23 protein-coding genes are annotated in these 22,634 nt (G+C 44.7%); 13 read left to right on the top strand and 10 right to left on the bottom strand.

Features of this window, described 5'->3' with window-relative positions; genetic code table 11:
- Positions 1-208 precede the first annotated feature (208 nt).
- From QT992_RS25190 to QT992_RS25175, 4 genes are all read left to right on the top strand, one after another.
- Positions 209-1,036 carry a M15 family metallopeptidase gene (locus QT992_RS25190; protein ID WP_333318080.1) on the top strand — a complete coding sequence of 276 codons (828 nt, stop codon included), beginning with the start codon at positions 209-211 and terminating at the stop codon, positions 1,034-1,036.
- 226 nt (positions 1,037-1,262) lie between these two features.
- On the top strand, positions 1,263-1,841 hold the full coding sequence (gene coaD / locus QT992_RS25185; RefSeq protein ID WP_333318078.1) for a pantetheine-phosphate adenylyltransferase: 579 nt from the start codon (positions 1,263-1,265) through the stop codon (positions 1,839-1,841).
- On the top strand, positions 1,724-2,410 hold the full coding sequence (locus QT992_RS25180) for a DivIVA domain-containing protein (RefSeq protein WP_333318076.1): 687 nt from the start codon (positions 1,724-1,726) through the stop codon (positions 2,408-2,410). Before coaD ends, QT992_RS25180 begins: the two co-directional genes overlap by 118 nt.
- A 238-nt stretch (positions 2,411-2,648) precedes the next feature.
- Complete coding sequence (locus QT992_RS25175) at positions 2,649-3,701, top strand: acyltransferase (RefSeq protein WP_333339239.1); 1,053 nt, start codon at positions 2,649-2,651, stop codon at positions 3,699-3,701.
- 14 nt (positions 3,702-3,715) lie between these two features.
- Here the strand turns inward: QT992_RS25175 and QT992_RS25170 are convergent, their stop codons facing one another.
- Positions 3,716-4,447, bottom strand: a complete 732-nt coding sequence (locus QT992_RS25170) for a TIGR04283 family arsenosugar biosynthesis glycosyltransferase (RefSeq protein WP_333339236.1) — start codon at positions 4,445-4,447, stop codon at positions 3,716-3,718.
- Between the two features lie 222 nt (positions 4,448-4,669).
- Here QT992_RS25170 and ubiG point away from each other — a divergent pair, with 222 nt between their 5' ends.
- From ubiG to QT992_RS25150, 4 genes are all read left to right on the top strand, one after another.
- Complete coding sequence (gene ubiG / locus QT992_RS25165) at positions 4,670-5,518, top strand: bifunctional 2-polyprenyl-6-hydroxyphenol methylase/3-demethylubiquinol 3-O-methyltransferase UbiG (protein ID WP_333318070.1); 849 nt, start codon at positions 4,670-4,672, stop codon at positions 5,516-5,518.
- Between the two features lie 486 nt (positions 5,519-6,004).
- On the top strand, positions 6,005-6,331 hold the full coding sequence (locus QT992_RS25160) for a cupin domain-containing protein (protein WP_333318068.1): 327 nt from the start codon (positions 6,005-6,007) through the stop codon (positions 6,329-6,331).
- 162 nt (positions 6,332-6,493) lie between these two features.
- Entirely contained in the window at positions 6,494-7,012 is a 519-nt protein-coding gene (gene fldA / locus QT992_RS25155) for a flavodoxin FldA (RefSeq protein WP_333339232.1), read from the top strand.
- Positions 7,013-7,182: 170 nt separating this feature from the next.
- Positions 7,183-7,920, top strand: coding sequence for an alpha/beta hydrolase (locus QT992_RS25150; protein WP_333339229.1), 738 nt, complete (start codon positions 7,183-7,185; stop codon positions 7,918-7,920).
- A 39-nt stretch (positions 7,921-7,959) separates the two neighbouring features.
- Here the strand turns inward: QT992_RS25150 and QT992_RS25145 are convergent, their stop codons facing one another.
- Entirely contained in the window at positions 7,960-8,100 is a 141-nt protein-coding gene (locus QT992_RS25145; RefSeq protein WP_333339226.1) for a hypothetical protein, read from the bottom strand.
- A gap of 365 nt (positions 8,101-8,465) precedes the next feature.
- Here QT992_RS25145 and QT992_RS25140 point away from each other — a divergent pair, with 365 nt between their 5' ends.
- Positions 8,466-9,374 carry an alpha/beta hydrolase gene (locus tag QT992_RS25140; protein ID WP_333318061.1) on the top strand — a complete coding sequence of 303 codons (909 nt, stop codon included), beginning with the start codon at positions 8,466-8,468 and terminating at the stop codon, positions 9,372-9,374.
- An 81-nt stretch (positions 9,375-9,455) separates the two neighbouring features.
- On the opposite strand, the gene QT992_RS25135 is transcribed toward QT992_RS25140, so the two are convergent.
- The 5 genes from QT992_RS25135 to QT992_RS25115 form a co-directional block, all read right to left on the bottom strand.
- Positions 9,456-9,899 carry a DUF4079 domain-containing protein gene (locus QT992_RS25135; RefSeq protein WP_333288570.1) on the bottom strand — a complete coding sequence of 148 codons (444 nt, stop codon included), beginning with the start codon at positions 9,897-9,899 and terminating at the stop codon, positions 9,456-9,458.
- 194 nt (positions 9,900-10,093) lie between these two features.
- Positions 10,094-10,888, bottom strand: a complete 795-nt coding sequence (locus tag QT992_RS25130; RefSeq protein WP_333318059.1) for a WecB/TagA/CpsF family glycosyltransferase — start codon at positions 10,886-10,888, stop codon at positions 10,094-10,096.
- Between the two features lie 440 nt (positions 10,889-11,328).
- Positions 11,329-12,699: an O-antigen ligase domain-containing protein gene (locus QT992_RS25125; RefSeq protein ID WP_333339223.1), complete on the bottom strand. Its 1,371-nt coding sequence runs from the start codon at positions 12,697-12,699 to the stop codon at positions 11,329-11,331.
- Between the two features lie 107 nt (positions 12,700-12,806).
- A complete protein-coding gene (locus QT992_RS25120; RefSeq protein ID WP_333318056.1) occupies positions 12,807-13,928 on the bottom strand; it encodes a glycosyltransferase family 4 protein in 1,122 nt (373 codons plus the stop codon).
- A gap of 439 nt (positions 13,929-14,367) precedes the next feature.
- Complete coding sequence (locus QT992_RS25115) at positions 14,368-15,528, bottom strand: glycosyltransferase family 4 protein (protein WP_333318054.1); 1,161 nt, start codon at positions 15,526-15,528, stop codon at positions 14,368-14,370.
- A 1,064-nt stretch (positions 15,529-16,592) separates the two neighbouring features.
- Here QT992_RS25115 and QT992_RS25110 point away from each other — a divergent pair.
- Complete coding sequence (locus tag QT992_RS25110) at positions 16,593-16,862, top strand: hypothetical protein (RefSeq protein ID WP_333378006.1); 270 nt, start codon at positions 16,593-16,595, stop codon at positions 16,860-16,862.
- A 12-nt stretch (positions 16,863-16,874) separates the two neighbouring features.
- Positions 16,875-17,108 (top strand): ATP-binding protein, encoded by a 234-nt coding sequence (locus QT992_RS25105; protein ID WP_333318106.1) that lies wholly within the window; start codon positions 16,875-16,877, stop codon positions 17,106-17,108.
- Between the two features lie 28 nt (positions 17,109-17,136).
- On the opposite strand, the gene QT992_RS25100 is transcribed toward QT992_RS25105, so the two are convergent.
- From QT992_RS25100 to QT992_RS25090, 3 genes are all read right to left on the bottom strand, one after another.
- Entirely contained in the window at positions 17,137-17,817 is a 681-nt protein-coding gene (locus QT992_RS25100) for a CPBP family intramembrane glutamic endopeptidase (protein ID WP_333318050.1), read from the bottom strand.
- 280 nt (positions 17,818-18,097) lie between these two features.
- The gene (locus QT992_RS25095) at positions 18,098-18,643 is read right to left on the bottom strand and encodes a hypothetical protein (protein ID WP_333339215.1); all 546 of its coding nucleotides are present in this window, start codon (positions 18,641-18,643) and stop codon (positions 18,098-18,100) included.
- 1 nt (position 18,644) lies between these two features.
- Positions 18,645-19,979: an AAA family ATPase gene (locus tag QT992_RS25090; protein ID WP_333339212.1), complete on the bottom strand. Its 1,335-nt coding sequence runs from the start codon at positions 19,977-19,979 to the stop codon at positions 18,645-18,647.
- A gap of 74 nt (positions 19,980-20,053) precedes the next feature.
- On the opposite strand from QT992_RS25090, the gene QT992_RS25085 reads away from it, so the two are divergent.
- Together QT992_RS25085 and QT992_RS25080 are read left to right on the top strand one after the other, a co-directional pair.
- Positions 20,054-21,643, top strand: coding sequence for an Hsp70 family protein (locus tag QT992_RS25085; protein ID WP_333339210.1), 1,590 nt, complete (start codon positions 20,054-20,056; stop codon positions 21,641-21,643).
- Positions 21,644-21,716: 73 nt separating this feature from the next.
- Entirely contained in the window at positions 21,717-22,544 is an 828-nt protein-coding gene (locus tag QT992_RS25080; protein ID WP_333339207.1) for a DUF1963 domain-containing protein, read from the top strand.
- The last annotated feature ends 90 nt before the right edge of the window (positions 22,545-22,634 follow it).

Here is a 22,634-nt window from a genome sequence, read left to right as displayed (position 1 = left end):
AAACCAGCGCTACCAGCGCCAACCAGTTCGGCCTCGCAGGGACGATCGACTGTGGGCCCAAGCAACAAATGCGAGAGTTGGCGGATGGGACGGGGCGAGGTCAGAAAGAGATGATATACTCTCAGCGGCAATTGTAGCTGTTCGATCGCCCATATCGGTCTACAATTTGTAACGTTGAGCCTTATTGAAGTGCAGGAGTGGAGCTGGCTTGGATAACGCTAGTCTGTCAAGAAAACCCGCGCAAGCCTCGGAGCTTGTCGCCGACGAAATTCCAGAAGCAGTGCGAGACCACCCATACCCAGAAGCAGGGCAGAGTCAGTCTAAGAAAAAAGGGCTGATTTGGAAACTGCTAGGGTTGGCCGCACTAGCCTTTGGGGTCAGCATATGGCTGCACCTCAACTTTAACTTGTTCCCAGCCACCAGTCAGGCAGAGCAAACTCAACAAGACTCAGCGCCGACAAGTTCAGCGTCTCCGTCTGTCCCGAGTCCAGCTACCACTCCAAAAGTCCCCGCAATCCCAGAAAACCTGCTGGGACACTTGCCGTACCCAGAAGCACCAGCCAAAGACTTGGTAAGCGTCACCTCCGACGGTAGCGTCAAACTCCGCTCCTCAGCAGCAGCAAAATATCAGGAAATGGTCAACGCCGCTGCAGCATCAGGCATCTATTTCGCTCCCATATCCGGCTTTCGCTCCCTGCAAGACCAACAGCACGTATTTTTTGACGTGAAAGCCGAACGCAGGCAAAACGCCAGCAAGCGAGCCGAAGTCAGCGCTCCTCCAGGTTACAGCGAACACCACACCGGTTATGCGATCGACATCGGCGACGGCAGCGCCCCGGAACACAACCTCAGCCCCAGTTTTGAAAATACCGAAGCATTCAAGTGGTTAGAAGCCAACGCCGTCGCCTTCAGCTTTGAAATGTCCTTCCCCAGAAACAATCGCCAAGGCGTCAGTTACGAGCCTTGGCACTGGCGGTTTGTGGGCGACAAGCAAAGCCTCGAAACTTTCTACAAAGCTCATTCCATGAAAAAGTAGAGGCAAGAAGGAAGAAGGAAGTTCGGCAACGGATTCGCTCGACGGATGTAACGGATGTAACGGATGTCAGTCCGATGTCCGTCAGAAGAAGGAAGAAGGAAGAAGGAAGATTTTCCACATCTCCGGCTTGGCCACTCTCCCACTCTCCCAGTGCCCCACTCTCCCACTCTCCCATTCCCCCACTCCTCCACTCCCCCACTCCCCCCCACTCCGTTGAGCCAAACTCGTGATTGCAATCTATCCAGGCAGCTTTGACCCCATTACCTTCGGTCACGCAGACATTATCGAGCGGGGATCTAAACTGTTCGATCGGGTAATTGTTACCGTAGTCAGAAACCCCAGCAAAACCCCTCTCTTCACCGTAGAGGAACGGATCGAGCAGATCCTGCGCTCTACCCAACACTTGCCAAACGTAGAAGTAGACAGTTTTGAGGGTTTGACAGTAAACTATGCTAAGATTCGACAAGCCAAAGTGCTGCTGCGGGGGCTCCGGGTATTAACAGATTTTGAAATGGAACTCCAGATGGCCCACACCAATAAAACCCTTCTGGGTGAAATTGAAACAGTTTTTTTGGCAACTTCTAACGAGTACAGCTTTTTAAGTAGTAGTGTAGTTAAAGAAATAGCCAAGTTTGGTGGCTCCGTAGATCATCTTGTTCCGAAACACGTCGCCCTAGATATTTACAAATGTTACGCCAGCAGGAACCAACTCGCATCGAACCCGACATTACCGGACGCGGCACTGAGAACGAATCACCTCAGAACACAGCCGTCTTCGGAGATCCCACCCGAACCGCAGGAGTAGACATCCAGCGGGAATTGAACAGGCTTGAGGAAATTGTTCTCGACAGCCCCCGAATTCCTATGACCAGACGCACTCTGGTGGATGAAGAACAGTTGCTCGATCAGTTAGACTTGGTGAGGCTAAATTTGCCGATCGCCTTTCAGGAAGCCGAGACGATCATCCGGCACAAGGACGACTTGCTTCAAGAGGCGGAACTTTACGCTCAGGAAGTGATAGAAGCAGCAGAACAGAGAGCAGCAGAAATTTTAAACGATATGGGCCTGCTCCAGCAGGCGAAGATAGAGGCAGATCAGTTGCGGCAGCAAGTTTTGCTCGACTGCGAGGCAATTCAGCAGGCCACGCTGGCGGAAGTCGAACAAATTCGCTACCAGGCTCAAGAGGAATTGGAAGAGATGAGAGTCAGGGCGATGGCTGAATGCGAGGAAATTCAAAACGGAGCCGATGATTATGCTGACCAAGTGCTCGATAATATCGAGCACAAGTTAAGCGATATGCTGCGCGTGATTCGCAACGGGCGCGAGCAGTTGGATAGTGTTTCTGCGTCGCACATCCATCACAACAACGGTTAGCGAACAGTGAACTCATTGCTTGAACATTTCTAAAAATCTACCTAAATTAGGTAGATTTTTTTTCGCAATAGTCTCTATAGTCTTTATTCCTCAATCCCCGCACTCGGTGACTTATTTTGGCAGACATAAGTTTTGTGAAGATTGGAGCAAGTTTAACATTTTATGCTAGAGTTTGGTAAAAACTGATCAGACAAAAAATTCCTCATTTGATTCCAATTTTTACAATCTAATTGTTACCATGCAAAAAGTTTCTAATCGGTTCGCTGAATTTGATTTGCTCCGAGCTTTAGCGATCGTCAGTGTTGTGATTACTCATGCTGGGTTCTTCGCATTTCGCGATCGCAGAATTTTATTTGTGGCGATCGATACATTTCAACTATTTTGCGTACCTGCATTTTTACTGTTGAGCGGTTTTTTTCTCACCAACAAACTGGAAAATCAAAATAATCCCGCACTGGTAGTCAAAAAAAGACTGTCCAAAATTATACCCCCTTATCTGTTTTGGTCAGTAGCTTTGTACATCTTAAATAATTTGGGAGAAATCCAAAAATTTGATTTACTTTCATTACTCAGAGATATCTTGACTGGTTCAGTGATGCCTCCCTATTACTTCATAGTTGTGATTGTTCAATGCTACGGCTGGTGGTGGCTTCTCGTGAAATTAAGATTTTTAGAGCCCCGAAAAGTTTTGGCTTTGGGCTTAACAATTCAAGCAATTTTTACAATCTTCTTCTACTTAACCGCTTTCCAATACATATCAATACCTCTACCTTTGATGGAGCGCTGGATTTTTAGTTGGATTTTGCCATTTTCAACTGGTCTATTTTTGGGAGGCTCGTATGACAGAATTCAACCCGTTCTCGAACGGAAAAAAATGCCAATTTTAGGGGCAACAATCCTTGTTTATCTAGCGAGCATTTGGGAATATTACCTGATAAGTGGAGTGAATTCGGAGGCATGGTTTCTCCGCTCGTTTTTTAAACTATCTGCTCAAGGATACGCAATTTTGTTCGTATTATCGATCCTCGCATTTTCTAAGAGTATCGCACTTCCCAGTAGAGTATCTGGGTTAGTCAAAATATTGGCTGCTTATTCATTCCCTATATATCTCCTGGATGCGACAGTACTGAAATATGTGTTGTTAGTGTTTTATAAGTTTATTGACCCGGTAAATCCCCTGCTGAAGCTCGGCTTTTTAGTTACGGGGACTTTGTTAGGTTGTTGGGCGATTATTTACCTGTTGGAAAAAGTTTTGCCCAAAAATTACAGGTCGTACATTTTGGGAATTTAATCAAATTTTCGGTTTCAGCGGATGTCTTCATAAAACTGCTTGAGATACCTTGGGGAAACGCCAAAACCCCACAAAAAACCAATCGAAAGATAAATCGCAATAGCTTTAAATTCGCCCCAATTCGCAACTCGACGATCGCTACTTTCCACTACCCGATTGACTAACTTAAGTCTCCCCCGTCGCACTAACTTCAAACACAAATCCGCTTCCTCCATAATTGGCAGCGCAGCATCGAAACCCTCGCATTCCCAAAAATCGGTACGGCGACAAAAAATAACTTGGTCGCCAAACAGCAGGCGCAATCCTTGGAAAAATAAATGAGGTCGAAATAACAGCGGCGCGTAATAAGTTTTCAGGTAATTGTGGAGGGAAAAACCCCATCTTGTTTGCTGCGAACCAGCCATCAGGGAGATAAACCCGCCGCCGGAAATTTCGGCATCGGACAAGGTTTTCTGGATGACGGCTACAATGTCGTCGGGAACTAAAGTATCGGCGTGGAGAAAGCACAGAATTTCACCGGTGGCGACTTGAGCACCTAAGTTCATTTGCAGGGATCGTCCGGCTGTACTGCTAGAAATAACGCGGATGCCGGCGGAAAGTGCGATCGCCGCTGTGTCGTCTTGACTGCCGCCGTCTACCACCAACACTTCCCAAGCGGGAGGATTAAGGATGCTGAGTTGGCGGAGGGTGCGTTGCAGACAAGTCGCTTCGTTGAGGGCTGGGATGATAATAGAAACGCGATCCATCTGGTTGAAATTTATGCCAGAGCTATTATAATAAAAAACTGTGGCGATTCACAACTAACGAGAAAATAGAACTTACGCGCGCGGATTCAGAAACCCGGTGTCTGCCTGCGAAATCGTCACGAAACCTCATAATTTTAACAAAAATTAGGTTGATGGGCGTCCTAGAAAATCAAGCCAAAGTGCAATCGCCATCTATATTTTCCACTAAGCAGGACTGGTAAAATGGTGCAGAAAACAGAAGTAAAAAATGATTTAGAATTTTATGAGGAAAATGCCGATAATTGGTGGGACGAAAATGCTAAAATTTATGCCTTATACCATCTAAACAAACCCAGATTTGAGTTTTTCGACAGACACGCGACTAATTGGCAAGGGCTGAAAACCTTAGATGTCGGGTGCGGCGGCGGCTTTTCTTGCGAGTTTATGGCCGAGAGAGGCGCTATTGTTTCTGGAATAGATCGATCGGAGAAATGTATTGTAGCCGCTCAAAATCACGCAGTTACCAGCGGTTTTGAGATTGACTACAGGCAAGGTTTTGCCGAAAATATGCCCTACGACGACAATACCTTTGATGTTGTAATCTGCGTGGATGTTTTGGAACACGTCGCCGATTACAAAAAAGTTGTGTCGGAGGTTCACAGGATTCTCAAGCCTGGGGGACTGTTCTTTTTTGATACAATTAACCGAACTTTTTCCTCGCAAATTGTGATGATTGGGCTGATGGAAAATATTTTGCAGGAGATTAGGCGGGGCGTTCACGATTGGGAAAAATTTATTACCCCGGAGGAACTATCTGTGGTAATGCAGGATATTGGTTTTGGCAAGATTGAAATTAAAGGTTTTGATATGTTTGGCGAAATTGGCGCTATGTTAGCAGCAATGCACGGGTTTTGGGAAGATTTTACACGCGGAAAGCAGGTGTTTCCTTCGGCGGGTATTTTCAAGCAAGTATCTCAAACTCTAACCTCTAATCTAGCTAACTATATGGATTACAAAAAGTCTGGGTTGTTTAAAATCAAAATTAATGAGGATCGGTCGATTATGTATGTTGGCGTTGGGGCGAAGAATTAGTCAGTTAATTGTTAACTGTTGTCATTAGGGGCGAGTGGAAGACGGATTTTTGCGATCGACAAATCCGGCTAAAACCCGCCTCTATTGCATTTTTTAGGGTACGCACGCAGCGGTACACCTTATCCTCTTGAGTGCAATACACCTATTCCGTAGGGAGACGGCACGACGCCGTATCCTTACTCTATTGCGGGCAATTGAGAATTGCTATATTGGCGATCGCACTACAAACGTATTTTCAAGAAGTAACTGCAAATAATTACCAACTATTTTTTACGTTAAGCCCTGGCGCTGCGCTGTCTGAACATCCAAAAACACCGCCCCGTGTGAATTTGGGGCTGCTTGTGCTGAGTGTAAACCGAGTTTTACAGCCTTGTGTAACAAATCTTAATGTTTGCCTCTTGACAATATATCTAAATTGCATGGTAGCTTATTGAATATAAATTGCAATAAGTGCCGGAAGTTAATAGTACCTGGAGGTCAATCACCGTGACAGCAGCAATAGTTTCCGCGTCAGCCTCGCGAATCAGCGACGGACAACCCGCCGACAGCCAAAAACTGATGAGTTTGGGTAAAAATTCCGAAATACCTGAGCTCGATAACTCCAAAGATGTAACCCTCGCCGTCTTAGAAGGAGGGGGAACTCTCACGGTGTGCGATCGAACAGTCACTTTAAAACCAGGAGTATTTGTGTTTGTACCCGCCGGCATCCCGCGCAGTCTAAAAGTACAAACGACGCTGAATCTGTTACTAATTGACTGCGAAGCAGACCCCGATATGAGCGAGTCCGCTTGGTTGATGAATTTTCAAATTTAACCCAATGAAAAAACAGTGTCCTTGCTGTCTTGACTCCCTAATTTATCAGGTTTGCCACAATCGCGTCTACTGTTTTTGCATGAATTGCAGGCAGGAAATGCCCAATCCTGAATCAAAAAAAATAAATCTCAAACCCTGTCAACTTTCACCTTCGGAGTAACCATGTCGAAATCAATTGGTCTTTTCTACGGAACTACAACTGGCAAAACTGAGTCTGTCGCTGAAATGATTCGGGATGAATTTGGTGGCGATATCGTGACTTTGCACGAGATAGGCAGCATTGAAAATGATGATTTTGCTGAATACGAATGTCTGATTATCGCCTGTCCAACCTGGAATATCGGCGAACTGCAAAGCGACTGGGAAGGCTTTTTCTCAGAACTTGATGATATTGATTTTAGCGGCCAAAAAGTAGCTTATGTGGGAACTGGCGATCAAGATGGCTACCCGGATAATTTTATGGATGCAATGGGCATTCTGGCTGAGAAAATCACGGAACAGGGCGGCGAAACTGTTGGTTATTGGCCGGTAGACGGCTATGATTTTAATGAATCTAAAGCTGTAGTTGATGGGAAATTCTTGGGTCTTGCTATTGATGAAGATAACCAATCCGATCTGACGGAAGCACGGGTAAAATCTTGGGTATCTCACCTCAAGACAGAATTTGGGATCGAGGATTAATGGTGGGCGGGTTTTGCAATTACTCGTTACCAGGATCGGCCTGGTAACGCAGATCGGGGGGCTCTGCCTCCAATTTTACTCCGCGAGGCAAAGCCTTTGGACATCGGTTCCCAAGAAGAGCCTGGGAACCAGTTAAAATTATTAATAGCTCAATTTCCCACTTGAAAGTGATGAGATATACTTCAGATGATGTGCTGTGGCTAAGTGCCAGTCCGAGTTTGCAATTATTCAATCTTTCTCTCCTTAACTACCTAAATCAGTCAGTACCAATACAAATATGGGAATACGAACAAACGCAAGATGAAGCTTGTTCTTTAGATGTCGCCGTTGAGCTACTACATCACTATTTGAAAGCGCGGAATCGCCCAATTCATCTAATCGGTCACAGTACCAGCGGACTAATTGGTTTAATGTATGCCCGCCGCTACCCTCACAAAGTCAGCTCTTTGGGACTCTTAGCTGTCGGCTTGCCATCTGCTATTAATTGGCAAGCTCATTACTATACACATCTTTCTGCTTTTTCCTGGAGTCGCGAACAAATTTTAACTCAAATGGTTGGCGATATGCTGGGAGAACAAAATCAGTATATCAATCAAAGATTTGTATCATATTTTGAAAAAGATTTAGCACTTTCGCCTTCGCCTCACTCGTTATTTAGTACGACCAATTTATCCGATGAGGGGGTAGAAGTACCTTTGTTGTTATGCAGTAGCAAGACAGACTTTGTAGTATCTCCTATTGTCATGCGCCGCTGGCTTAAGTTTCTGAAAAAAGGCGATCGACTTTGGGAATGTCCAGACGGCAGGCATTTCTTTCACCACTTCTATCCAGAACAAGTGGGCGAAAAAATACTGGATTTTTGGCTGTCTCTACACAGTCGGCAAGCAATTTTAACTTTTAAATTTTAGGTCGAAATTGCTATTCCCTGTTCAATTGACAACGAAAATTTATGTGGCCAAGACTAGATTGATGTCGGAAATTTCGGGCCATTTTGGCAGACCTGCTTCTACAGTTTGGCCGCAGTTCCCCCAGTTTATTCCGCCAATTTTAGTTGGTAGGGTTTTGAGGGATGGAGTTTGAGTTATCATCAGTTTCTTTTTGAGATTTTAGAAGAATTGTAAAAATTATTTAACATATATTCAGATGTTTGAGTAAATGGTATGCTAATTTTATTGGATTTGTCAATTAGTTTTTTTGAATGAACCGCAGAGGCTTTCTTGATGCAAAGGAAGGTAATAGTAGATTAAAAAGGAATTATTGGCAACAATTATAAAATATTTTAACATCGGGTTAACAAACTCAGCCTTAGCCGGGGCAGAGGGATACTCAGTATCGATCGAATTTTAATGACTCGCCCCAACTCCTAAAATAGCGATCGAGCAAGCATATATACTTAAATGTTAGGGCGGACAGAGTGGCATCGCCCCTACCGATTCACAATTTATCAAGAATTATGCCAGCAAGTTTTCTGCCAAAATCGATCGCACAACTCACAGAATCTACCTCAATTGCCTTAGCCCAAAGCATTCAACGGGAGGCAATTACAACTCCCCTATCTTCGGGGCCAATTGCCACAACCTACGTGCGGCAAGGCAGCGGCAACACACCGATTTTGCTACTTCACGGCTTCGACAGTTCCTTGTTTGAATTCCGCCGCCTCTTGCCGCTGCTGGCTGCCGAAAATGAAACTTGGGCGGTTGATTTGTTGGGTTTCGGCTTTACAGAAAGATCGGCGGGTTTGGCATTCAGCGCGAGGGCAATTGAAAGTCACCTTTACTATTTTTGGAAAACGCTAATTTCGCAGCCTGTAATCTTAGTCGGTGCTTCAATGGGAGGTGCAGCCGCAATTGATTTTACTCTCAATTATCCCGAAGCTGTGAAACAATTAGTGTTAATAGATAGCGCAGGTTTTGCCATCAGTTCTAATAAGGGAAAGTTTTTAATTCCTCCTTTAGGATATCTGGCAACTTCATTTTTACGCAATCCCAAAATTCGCCAGCGAATTAGCGTCAATGCTTATTTCGATAAAAATTTGGCTTCTCTAGACGCTCAAACTTGTGCTGCTTTGCACTTGGAAATGCCCAACTGGAATCAAGCTTTAATTGCGTTTACCAAAAGCGGCGGTTACGGTGGTTTTGGGGAAAAATTATCGCAAATTCAGCAGCAGACGCTGATTTTGTGGGGAAAACAAGACCGGATTTTGGGGACGGCGGATGCGGAAAAGTTTGCAAGGGCGATCGCAAATTCTCAACTAATTTGGATACCCGACTGCGGGCACGTTCCCCACTTAGAAAAGCCCCAGATTACCGCGCAGCATATTTTAGAATTCATCACAAAAAGCGGACTCACGCAAAAAAATTAAACCTAGGGTGCGCTGCGGCGCACCTTACATATATGTTTTCCCTGGCACATTTGGTATAGTTTGAGGTCAAATAGACAGGTTTCAAACTTTCGGCAAATACTTTTGTACTATCGTCCATCCTGTCAGCAACACAGTCAGAAACCCCCCAAACAAGGCCACATTAGTGCCGATGTGGAGGGGACGCGCCCAAGGATGTTTAGGGCCAATTTGCAGCCCGCTTCCAACAGAAACCAACACCAAAGCCACAACAGCTAACCCCGCCGGTAAATGAGCCGAGTGACCCAAATTGCCGTAGTATCCTAGGGTACCGACTACACCAATTCCCAGCAGTAAAATTACCAAAGTCGCCATCCCCGCACCAGTGGCTAAATGAAAGGGACGCAGCCATTTTGGGCGCGGTTGTTTGGTACTCCTAGCGGCAAACATCCACGTTCCAGTAACGGCCAGCAACAGGTAAGCCAACAGGGAAACACCCATTGACCAAGCCGCTATTTTCCACAACCACAAGAAAGAAGGCAGATTCATCGGTTGCATCCCTAATTAGGATTTTCCACAAAAGGTTTCTTTCCGATTTTACCTGCACTTGAAAGCAAAAATGAATTATTTTGAGAGAAAGTGCGATCGGACTATCCACAGATTGCATCAGTCTTACCTTGAAGTCAAGCCCACTTTCTCCGATACTCAGCTTAATTTACGCTAGAGATTTGTGGCTCACCTTTTTAGGAGCCACCTTTCCATTCTAGCTGGCTGCTTTTGCTCTCCATGAAAGGCATTTTATAAAACCCTAATTTTTGTTCTAAGATTAATCGGAAAAAAGGCAGACCTTCAATCAAATATCTTTTCCACAACCTTCTCGGTTCACTTAACAGTCGGTACGCCCATTCTATGCCGACTTCGCTCATCCATTTGGGGGCTCTGGCTTTGCAACCAGCTTCAAAATCAATGGTTGCACCTACGGCTAAGAAAATTTTGACGTGTGTTAATTGGCTCCTGTATTTAACCAGCCACTTCTCTTGCTTGGGCGCTCCCACTCCTATAGCCAGAACTGTCGCTCCTGATTTATTGATCGCATCAATTATTGTTTCACATTCTTCCTCATTTTTTTCAAAGCCAAAAGAAGGAGAAAGTGCTTCAACCACTATTTCTCTACCAATTTTTTGGTTAATTTTTTCCTGGGCTTTCCTAGCAATACCTTCAGCAGCTCCTAGCAAAAATATTTTAATCTTCTCGTTATCTTTGTGATACCTATAAAATGCAGGAAACAAATCAGAACCCGAAATCTTTTCTTTGAGAGGAGTACCCAAAAACTTGGAGGCATACATCAATATTTGACTGTCGCAGACTCTATAAGTAGATGTATTGTAAGCTTCATAGAAGTCGCGGTCATACTGCAACTTAATCAAGTGGTCTACATTGGGTGTAAATACGACACCACCTTCGCAGTCGAGTTTCTCAAACAACTCTGTTATGGACAAGTTATCTATCGAGACATTCAATAAATTAACTGTTTTCATGTATTATTCCCTTCCCGCTTTATATTAAACTACAACTCAAACTATTATAACCCACAATACAGGCTCGTGTTTTCACTACTGGGGCGCTTCAGTGAATATACTTTTCTAAGTATATCCTCGTACACCCTACCTGTCCAGTCAGGATTTTTAAAGATTGTGTAAAGAATCAGCTCGTTTTAGAAAAAGTGTATAAAGCCAATTTTTAAGTTGACAACTCGCAACACAGTTTTAATAAAAAAGCCATCCCGTGCTAATACTTGTTGAAGCACGGCCAATGAATGTAAAAAAGAGTGTATGAGATTAAAATTTTAACCGAGTGACAAATATCTCGCAACTTCCGAACTTGATTTCATGCAAAAATGGTAGATTTGGTAGTTTTTGTCTCCAGGGAATGCAAGATAGTTTCAAGCTTCAAGTGAAGCGGCTCGCCTTCATGAAAATCATCCTGATTTTTGGTGAACCAGCGACTGTCTTCTTGGTGGCGAAGTGGTTTTCTTGGTCTTAAGACTTTCTGGAGCTTTTAAGACCAGACCCGATATTCCTCCAGCAATCATCGCAAAAATCGGGTTAGTCATAGCGTTCAAAACACAGTCAAACACGTACATAGTTAAGGCTACTACTAGGGCGGCTGCGGGTGCTACTTTGGGATTAGACCAGGTTCTGGCGGGATACTTGGACAGGCAAAAGACGATAACAGGAAGTAACAAAGAAGAAAATAAACTAGCTAAACCGACTGCACCGTTGGTGCCAAATGCAATAATCCATAAGCTGTCGGTGACCGAGATATCATTACCGTACCCGTCGTACACGCGGTTTCCGCCGGAATCGCCCCAGCCAAAAAGAAAGCTTTGCCGCGCTTTTTCCCCCAAAATCTCTTCCATGTCAAATCTAAACTTCAGAGAGGCGGCTCGTTCTTCGCCAAATATTTGAGTGATGAAGTCAATCACGTCTTTGCTAGAAAATTGACCCGATGCAGCTAGGTACAGATAAAACACTATATATCCAATTATGAATAGTAGGGGCAAAGAGGTGCGAAACCACTTGGCAGAGAATAATACGATCAACGCGAATACAAATAAACTGTAGGCGCCAGTCGAACGGCACAGGAAAAAAGCGATAGTTAATATAATTGCTAAAGTCTTGATGTTACGCCCCATAAACTTTTTGAGCGTCCCAGTTTGCCAAAGCCAAACTGCAATTAAGGCGGCTGTCATCATCCACAGGCCCACCATCAAACCGTGCTGCATAAATACTACCGGTCTCCACCCCCCCAAACGCCTTGCTTGACCCCAGTCCTCAAAGGCATTTACGCCGTAAACCATTTGGTGCAGAATTGGGCCCCTCACCCCTTCAATTAAAGTAAAAGGCATGTAGGCCAACCCACCTGCAAAAATCCCGATCGCCAATTGTCGCAGCCCGTCTAAACTACCCACATACAAGCGTCCTAAAAAATAAGGCAGACCCCAAGCAACGATTTGGTTGAAAGTCGGAGAAATCGGGCTGCCACCATTACTAACTTGTGAAACAATTGGGCACAAACACCAAATTACCATTGGCACGTCCAGCCAACCGGGCTTAAAAGATGTGAGGCGCGCAGTATCGTAGATAAGAGTCCCCAGCAAAATGCCATAGCAAGCTGCAGAGATTTTGGTATACGCTGGCAATATGGGGATGGGATAAGAAGCTTGTGGCAAAAAAAGCCACGCTGCTACAAAACTTATAATTACCGCCCGCTGAGCCGGAAACCTCACAAACAGGTAAAAAACGAGTGGAATAAAGCCGAACATAGCAAGTGGGATTAATGCAACCATAGGTCTTTTTTGGCAGTAAAATTGTAGAAAGACAACTCAAATTGCCCGATAAAAAAATTCTCGCTTAAACGATCGCCCAACCCCAATCTTTTCAATCAACCTCAATTTTACGTCTTGTTCGTTAATTGTGCTTGACGTTCCAAAGCAGTGTATAGTGCCGCCTCGAAGAGATTAGTTGCATCCTCCCAAGAATAATTTATTACCGTCTCCAAAGCAGTCTCGGACATTGCGCGCCATTCGGCATCAGGCAAGTGACAAATCTGCTCGATCGCTTTTGCCATATCCTCTGGGTCTTCTGGCTTGACAAGTATGCCACCCCCGCCAGCAAGTAGTTCCGGAGCCGCACCAGCAGGAGTGCCGATGACTGGAGTGCCGCAAGCCATAGCTTCTAAAATTGGCAAGCCGAAGCCTTCGGAGCTGCTGGCAAACAGCCAAGCATCGCATTTGCTGTAAAATTCTTTTAGTTGGTCTTGAGTAGGTGCTTTATTATACTCAGTACCCGGGGGCAGAAAATTGGGAGGAGGAGTATCGCCGGAACCAAAGGCAACTAAACGAAGGTTAGGAATTTTTTCAGCAGCTATAGAGAAAGCTTTCAGGGCCAGAGCGCAGCCTTTCCAAGGAGTTGTAGTATAGTACATCCCGACTGTGGGAACTAATTGCTTGCCTCGCGGCTGCTTCGCTCGCGACTGGGGGTCGTAAAACTGTTTGGTGTCCACGCTGGGAGGGACGAGAGATACAGACAAATCGCCGTATTTATTCCGAGCTATGTCGGCCAGCCACTGGGCCACAGCGATTTTGTGCATCGGCAGCAGCCAAGTTGCCTCTACTCGACCTTTTGGTAGGTAGTCAAAAGCCTCATAATGTTGGAGAAAATATACTTTCGTTCCTTTGCTGGGAGAGAGTTTTGCCACCCACTCGGCAGTTTCCCACCAAGTAGCCATGACAATATCGGCATCAGGTACGTCCACATCGGTAATTGGGCGGTTGGTTTCGAGAACTCGACTTTCGACCTCCACTTTATCAAAGTGAGACTTTGGTGTCTTGGGAGGGGACTCCCAACTCCTACCCCTCAGCAACGAGCGCAATTGTTGGATCAAAGCCGGTTGCCACGGGGGTTGAGAGACGATAAATATTTTGTGTCCTCGCTTTTGCAGCAGTTCTGTGTAAATAGATAACACCCTCATGCCACCTGTAAGACCAAGGGTAGGAAGGACAAAAGTAATTTTCATGAGTAGATGCTGAAGATTGATACTGGTTAAAACTCCTCCATAACAAAAACTTCGCACTTACCAGCCTCTGTTTGCCTTTTGTGGGGGGTGCGGCTTTCTGCAGGAGGGATCGTCACTTGATAGTCAAGCCGATCTTACTTTGTCGTCAGGGACTTTTCCCAATTACAAATGGGCAGATGTTTGACGACAAGACAAGTTTAACCGGTAACGGAGCCAGCCTTAAAACCTCCGTTGCCCTCTGGTTCAGATTTTGGCAGATCAATTTATAACCAGTATTCCCTCGTCGCTGCAGTCAGAATTCGTCTCTAGACTGCTGGGTAGAAAACAGGATATGGGCGATTTTAGTTTTGGCAGAAGCACCCCACCAAACGATATTGAGTTTCTGCTGAGAATCCCGCCCCACAGCGAGTGGCTAGCGCCGAATTTCAAATGGCTGGAGTTAGCAAACCGGAATTGGTGGGTTTGCCACTACTGGGTCGGCATAGGGAGAAAAGGAATCTATGTTAACCTCGCGCTGCTTAGATTTGTCTACAGCAACTTTCAATGCCGCTTCAAAATGAGCCGCGGCATCATCCCAAGTATAATTGTTCACCTTGGCATAGGCGGCTTCGGACATGGCTTGCCACTTGGAATTTGGCATCTGACAGATACGCTCTATGGCTTTTGCCATTTCTTCGGGATCTTCTGGTCTTACAAGTATGCCAGTACCGCCGCTCAAAATTTCAGGAGCAGCGCCTGCGGGGGTACTGATGACGGGAGTGCGACACGCCATCGCTTCGATAATGGGCAAGCCGAAGCCTTCTGAGCGGCTCGCCAGCAGCCAAGCATCGCATTTGCTGTAATAGTCTTTGATTTTGTCTTGGTCGGGTTGAATTACATACTCGGCATTGGCCGGTAAGGGCAATTCCGAGGAGGGGGCTCCTGTACCGAAGGCAACCAAACGCAGGTTGGGGATCTTTTCGGCTGCTAGGGAAAAAGCTTTGAGGGCGATGTCGGTTCCTTTCCAGTAGATTGTAGAGTACATTAGGCCAACTGTAGGAACCGATTGTTTGTTGCGAGGACAGGCGTAAAATTGCTTGGTGTCCACGGTAGGAGGAGCTAAGGAAACTTGGTCATCGCCATATTTAGTCCAAGCTAGGTTAACTAACCACTGAGAGATCGTAATTTTGTGCATGGGCAGCATCCAGGTTGCTTCTACTCTTCCTTGAGGTAGATAGTCAAAAACTTCGTGGTGCTGGATAAAATAAGCTTTGGCTCCTTTGCTGGGAGAGAGTTTGGCTACCCACTCGGCGGTTTCCCACCAGGTTGCAACTACTACGTCAGCATCAGGTACATCTTTGTCTTCTACCGGGCGGTAGTGATCGGTAATTTTCTGTTCTACACCTAAGTTATCGAAAAATGAGGGTTCGTTTTCAGGTGGGGAAATCCAACCGCGTCCCCGCAGCAGCGACTTGACTTGCTGGCGCATACTCGGTTGGGGGTGGGGTACAGAGATGACGAACACGGAGTGTCCTCGCTTTCTCAAACGTTCTGCGAAAATAGATATTACTCGTATTCCACCAGTCAGAGACAGAGTAGGAAGAACAAAGGTGATTTTCATTTTTAAGTCCCGCTGAAGACTCCGACTCGCTTACGACGCTGCTACCAGCGCTGATTTTAGAGTCCTAAAGGAAAGAGGGGCGGGTGAATATTAATTACCGCTTTCCTGGTGTTTACATATAATCCAACCGAGTGACTGTTCGCAACACCCCAACATCTATCTGCCAAAACTTCACTGTCATTGGATTGATAATAACGATTGATGCGATCGCGAAACAGTTCCTATAGGGATAAGTGACCGATCGGCGAAAGTTCCTCCCGAAGATGGATACCTCATCAAATAGGAGCTTTTTTCGCGACAAACACCAAGCTAGACAACACCCTCTATTAAACATAACATCATTTACTATCCAACGAACAGGGATGTACGGGAAACCGAATATCAGCCCACTTTTAATGTGGGGATTAAGGTAGCATTAACAACAATAGGCAGGATATTGACATCGCCTTTGACCAAATTTTATACTGCATTCAAGAGGGAAATTCTTACCTTGAGAATGGTGATTTTCCCATCGCTATAACACATCTAAATATCGATCGGTGGCTGTGATTTTTTGGTAACGCTACTGTCGGTATTGCGTGACATAATATCCTATTTGGTCAAGATTCAGAGATGGTGGTTTTCTCAGATACCTGCAGGGGCGCGATCGCCCGAATCAGCGTCTGGGACGCGCGAAAGAGGGGAGAAACCCTGTTTTTCAAGCGATATCCCTCGCCCTCACTTGTCGTATGTTCCTGAAAAAACCTGGTTGATGCGTCCACTGTTTGAAAAAATAGGTTGCCCAATCGTGCTACAGAACATAGAGTTTCACCGATATAAATTTAATTAGCTGCCTGAGTTTTAAATGTGTTAATAAAAGGCGATCGCCTGAAAAAGTTGCCACAAGAGACTGCTACTGCGGGGCAGAGTATATGTAGCGTTCCTGCCAATTCCAGTCTAAGTAATAACCGTAACAAAACTTCAGCAGCAAATTATCAAATGACCCTATAAAGATCAAAGGAATACTCAAGGTTGATCGCCCTATATCCTGCAAACCTTAACTCCTAAGCAGTAGCAGCAGCTTCGTGGTATGTATCAAACGATTTCGCCTACAAAAAATTGGATGTTATGAAAGCATAATTTTTCCTAAGTTGGCAATTCCAGATGACAATCGGTGCGATCTTGGGGGCCGGGCCGCCGATGCTTGTAGCGATATGTTGGCCAGTTTTCATGCAGCTAAAATTATGCGATCGCAAGCAAAACAAAACCTAGAATTTAAAGCAGATGCCTTAACGGAAAGCATCTGCCGGTGGGAAGATATGAACGTTCGATTATTGCACAGCATCAGTCAATAGCCGAGTTAGGATATTCCGGCTGCTGAAGAATGGATTAGTTTCACAGTCAGCGATACTGGAATTGGAATCAAGCCAGAGCAAATTGAGAGAGTATTTCAAGCTTTTAGGCAAGCGGACGAGTCTATTACTCGCCGATACGGCGGTACGGGTTTGGGATTGGCAATCGCCCAGAAATTCTGTCAGATGATGCGGGGAGATATTAGTCGGGAGAACGAGTTGGGAAAAGTGTCAATTTTTACTGTATAATTGCCGACGATAGTCGCTGAAAAAGCAGCTAGTTAAAGAGGATTTGCCAACCAATAATTGCCAAGGCCAAATCTGCGATCGCGTGGCTGATATAACTCGACCAAAGCGAACGGTAAGTCAGATAAGAGTGCGACCAAATTATCCCGGCGGCGAAGACAGCTAAGGAGCCTAAGAGCACAGCCTGCCAGTCGCTGTAAGCTGCTATTACAAAAATGTGGTGGAGCGTGAAAAATAGCGAACTCAGAAATATTGCTTTTGTGCTCGGTATGAGAATCTCGCACTTGTTGCAGACAAACCACCGCCAAGTAAATTCTTCAATCAGCGAGTTAACTAGCACAAAATATGCTTCAACAATTAAGTAAATATTAGCGCTGCTAATACCTAATTGGTACGATTTTTCTTTAGCAACTACAGGATCGATCCAGTGCTGACCAAAAAGGCTATAGATACCCAGAATTACCGCAAACATGAATATTCCCCAAATAGATCCAGCCAGCAATTCTTGGCGCTTGGGCAGGGATAAACGCAGCTTTTTGCGATCGACAAAAACAGACCACGCGATCGGAAAAACCAACAACCAAACTTGACAAAAGACTGACAGTGTTTGTCCCCAGCTTCCAGGGGTAATATACAAGGCTGCTATGATACCAATACTAGCCGCAGGGACAAGCAGTGTTAGAGCCAATAGTGCTGTTTTGCGATCGCCCATATCCAGCATTTTGCACGATTTATTTGAAAATTGGATTAATATCAAAGGTAAAAAATTTGTGGCGGCGGACAGGTGATACCACTTTCAAAAAAAAATGCAACTGTAGGCCCGCGATCCAAACCCTTATGCAGTCAGTCATTCCCAATTCTTTAATCTAAAATATAAAATGGTAGGAGTTTTGTGCCGCTTATAAAAGTGGCGCGCCTTTGTGGCAACTAAAAATTGGTAAAATGGCGATCGCACGGACGATCCTACTAACCCGGAATTACTCTAAATCTACTCAGTTGTCTGCTTTCTGAAATCCGAGCGATCGTTCTATTTCATGTTCAGCACCATTTTGCAGCCAATCAAGGGGTTTTTCTGCTATTTGGGCGGGATTTACCCATATAATATCTTTAAGCGGAGCGACATCTACTGCTACTTTAGCAAAACTTTGTCTCACTTTGTTATCAAGTGAAATTACTGTGCGATCGGTAGCGATCGCAGCTTCCACCAACCGCAAATCTTTAACCATTACTTCCCGCTCTTTATCGCTCTCGGCTATTGCTTCTACTTGACACCACAAATCATTATCTACCGCGATATCGCAGGGACATAATTTCTTCTTGGCCACCATCCGGCGCAGCCATATACGAGCAGATTTTGATTGATGTTTGTTCCACTCATCTCTAATATCTGGAGTCATCACAACTCGGTGAGAAAGATCCAAGACAGCTTCGAGAAAATCCCGACAGTAAACCGATATGGGATAAATTGCATCTTCTCCACCAGCAGCACGCGCAACAGAAGCATCTATTACCAGGCGTTTAGAAACTTTATCTGCCATGTTAACGCTTCCACAAAACAGCTTCTGCTGCATCCAAATAGCGGTTTTCTAGATGCAAAGAAACATCGCCCAAATCTTCAGGCCAATCTCCAAAAGCTCCCGTCTCGTCTAAATCGGCACTGCTGACTTCTGTAACACCATCGTCGCGCCGTTTAAACCAGTGAAGTTTTACTAAATCCGGTAATATTTTACCCTCGGCAACTAATGATTGAACTGCTAAAAGCAGCAATTCGCTGTGAGTTTCTATAACTACTCGCACACCTCTATTTGCAGAATCAACTAAGATTTGTGCTAAAGCAACTTGAGCGCGAGGATGCAAGTGAATTTCCGGCTGTTCTAGGTAAACTAATTGTCCTGGTTCTGCTACAAGCAAGGCAACTAAAACAGGCAACGTTTGCGATACTCCCAAGCCAACATCAGCAATACTAACAGTATCGCTTGCACTCCCGCTGCGGGATAAACGACCTACTCGCAGTTCAATTTGTACGTCATTAATCTGTCTGGCTTCAACTTTCCAGTTAAGTCCTAAGAACTCTAAAGCTTGACCCAACTCGCTCAGTCGATCGTCTTTTGTTTCTTGCCAGTAATTAACTATACTAGCAAGATAATTTTCAAAAAGGCCCGGAAATTCACTGCTAACTCCTGCGGTATTGTAGGTGCGTTCTGGATTGCCTCTCAACCCCGGAACGTGGACTATGCGGCGAATATGTTTGGAGAAATTTGCCGAATAGGGTGAATCAAACAGACTGTCGCCAAATTGCAAATCTAAAAAACATCGGACATTACTCACGCTCACTCCTGCCGATTTTATCTCGATATTATCATACAATAAATTGTAATATTGAGCATAATATTCGGGAAGAATTTTCACCAATTCTTGATGCTGCATTCCGGGAAATATAGTAATAGTCTCACCACTGTTATAATTAGGAATACAGTAAGTCGCTCTAAAAACTTTAATTCCGTGCTTTGGCTGCTTTCTAAATAAGTTGATCAAAAAATTATCGTTATCTATATTCAGCCTGACAGAAAACTCATCCCTGTATTTTTCGGGAGACAGTTTAGACAATATCTGTTCTGCTGATGTAAATTTAACATTAGGCCCGTCAAGTTTCAAACCACCGGGGTCGTAAGGGGCTTCTAGCGTTTGCTTCATCAGCAATAGCGGCTGCATAATGCTAGACTTACCAGAACTGTTGGCACCGGCTAGAATTGTCAGCGATCGCACTTCAATCTGGCACTCTTCGTAAATAGACTTGTAGCCACAGACTGCAATTTGAGTAATTCCCTGTACAGGCTCTTCGTTCTCGGTTTCAAAGAAAGTGGATTGAGTCATAATATTATGTTGGTATTTGTGGCTCTAAATACCATAATATAATCTAATCCCTAGTAGCTGTGTATTTTGGCTGAATGACGATCGCAATTGACTTTGGAACTAGCAACACCGTCGTCGCTCGCTGGAATCAAGTCCTCCAGCAGCCCGAAACTTTAAAATTACCGGGATTGTCGGCAATCTCGGCTCAAAATCCGCCCCTAATTCCCAGTTTACTCTACGTTGAGGACGCTGCTCAAAGTAAAGTCATACTCGGTCAGCAAGTCCGCGACAAAGGCCGGGATTTGAGTGGAGATTCTCGGTTTTTTCGCAATTTTAAGCGGGGAATTGGCACTTCAGTTCAGGGTTTCGTGCCGGAACTTGACGGGAAACTTATTACTTTTGAACAAGTAGGTGAGTGGTATTTAAGCCAAATTGTAAACTCAATTCGCGAAGTGCCTTTGCCGATCGACTCTTTGATTTTTACAGTGCCGGTAGATAGTTTTGAAGCTTACCGCCATTGGTTGGGCAAAGTGTCTCAATCTCTGCAAGTAGAACAGGTGCGGATGTTGGACGAACCTACGGCGGCTGCTTTGGGTTACGGTTTAGCCGATCGCGAAAATCTGTTAGTCATTGATTTCGGAGGCGGCACACTCGATCTTTCTTTGGTGCGTTTGGACGCTTCATCCAACAAAAAGCCCCTCGGTTTTATTCTTAAGTGGGGCGAAAAGCTATTAGCTGAATCTTCAGCGCAAAAAACAAAAGTTGCCCGTGTTTTGGCTAAAGCCGGACAAAATTTAGGCGGTTCTGATATTGATAATTGGCTGGTTGACTATTTTGTTCAAACAAAAGGGCTGGCAAAATCTCCGATTACAACGAGATTGGCAGAACGGTTAAAGATTCAGTTGTCTTTAGTGAATCAGGCAGTTGAGGTTTATTTTGATGACGAAAATTTTGAGAGTTACGAATTAGAATTAGACCGATCTCGTTTTGAATTTATCCTCGGTGAACATCAGTTTTTTGACAAACTGGACGAGTGCATGAATCAAGTATTGCAGCAAGCGCGGCGCCAAGGCTTAGAAATTGGCGACATCGACGCAGTTTTGCTAGTTGGCGGTACTGTACAAATTCCCGCTGTGCAGCGTTGGGTGCAGCAATATTTCGATCCAGCAAAAATTCGCTGCGACAAACCCTTTGAGGCGATCGCCCAAGGTGCTCTGCAACTGAGTCAAGGCATAGAAATCAAAGATTTTCTCTATCACAGTTACGGAATTCGTTACTGGAACCGCCGCGACAATTGCCACAGTTGGCACAGTTTAATTAAATCCGGCCAGTCTTATCCGATGAGCGAACCCGTAGAATTAGTCTTGGGAGCTTCTTTAGAAAGTCAGCCAAGTATAGAATTAATTATCGGCGAATTGGGAGCGGAAACTGGCGGGACGGAGATATATTTTGACGGCGACAGACTAATTACTCGCCAACTCGCGGGCCAAACATCGGTACAGCCCCTAAATGATAAAGATGGAGCACGCAGCATCGCGCAATTGACGCCGCCTGGGTATCCGGGGAGCGATCGCATCAAAATCTTCTTCCGCGTTGACGAACAGCGCTTTTTGCGAATTACCGTGGAAGATTTGCTGACAAATCAAACATTGTTAGAGGATAAACCCGTGGTGCAGCTAAGTTAGGAAGAGGTTTTACAGGTAAGGTGCGCTTCGGCGCACCCTAGTGATTGCGTTCAAAACAAAGTGTTAGAAGCAGATGAACTACAAACTAGAATGTCCACTCTCTCCTGAACTAGAAAAGTATCGCGACAGAATCGAAGCTACCATTAAACCTTACATCGAAATTCAAACCCAGAATAATGATGAAGTTAATTGGTGGCAGAGTAAATTTGGGGGATTGCCCTATTTACCTAAAGGCTTTGAATATCCCAAAACTTGTGACGGTAAATATTTATTTTTGCTAGCGCAACTCAACTTTGATGAAATACCGCCTTTAGATGGTTTTCCCGATCGGGGTATCTTACAGTTCTATATAGCTGACGATGACCTATATGGTTTAAATTTGGACAATTCTGCCAATGCAGATAATCATACAATCGAAGACCAATTCAAAATAATCTATTTTCCTCACCCAGACTTCCGAGTTGAAAACATCATTACCAATTATGATTTTTTGCCGGAACCAGAATATTTTCCTGTTCAGGGCTGTTACGGCTTGCAATTTACTAAAAAATATGCGCCGATTAGTACCAATGACTACCAATTTACAGAACTTTTAGGCTCGGAAATTGAAGAGTTATTTATGAACTCTGAAATAGAGGATGAGTACCTAGAAATATCGCAAGCCGTCGGTCATAAAATAGGTGGTTATCCTGATTTTACGCAAGAGGATGTAAGAAAATATAGTAGTAACCCCGATCACAAACAAAAGCTAGACATTCTTCTATTGCAAATGGATACCGATTGCAATGAGAGAGTAGATATCATGTGGGGAGACACTGGTATAGGTAACTTTTTTATTGATGAATCAGCACTCAGAGAATTAGATTTTACTGAGGTTTTATATAATTGGGATTGTGCTTGAAGGCAGTATTGAAGTAAGGATCGCGAATTAAATAACTTACAATTTTAATTGTTATTGTGGGATGGGCGTCCCGCCCGTCCAAAAAGGACG

It is taken from the genome of Microcoleus sp. T3_D1, assembly GCF_036700405.1.
Taxonomy (GTDB): Bacteria; Cyanobacteriota; Cyanobacteriia; order Cyanobacteriales; family Microcoleaceae; genus Microcoleus.
This window is presented reverse-complemented; position numbering and strand designations above follow the sequence as displayed.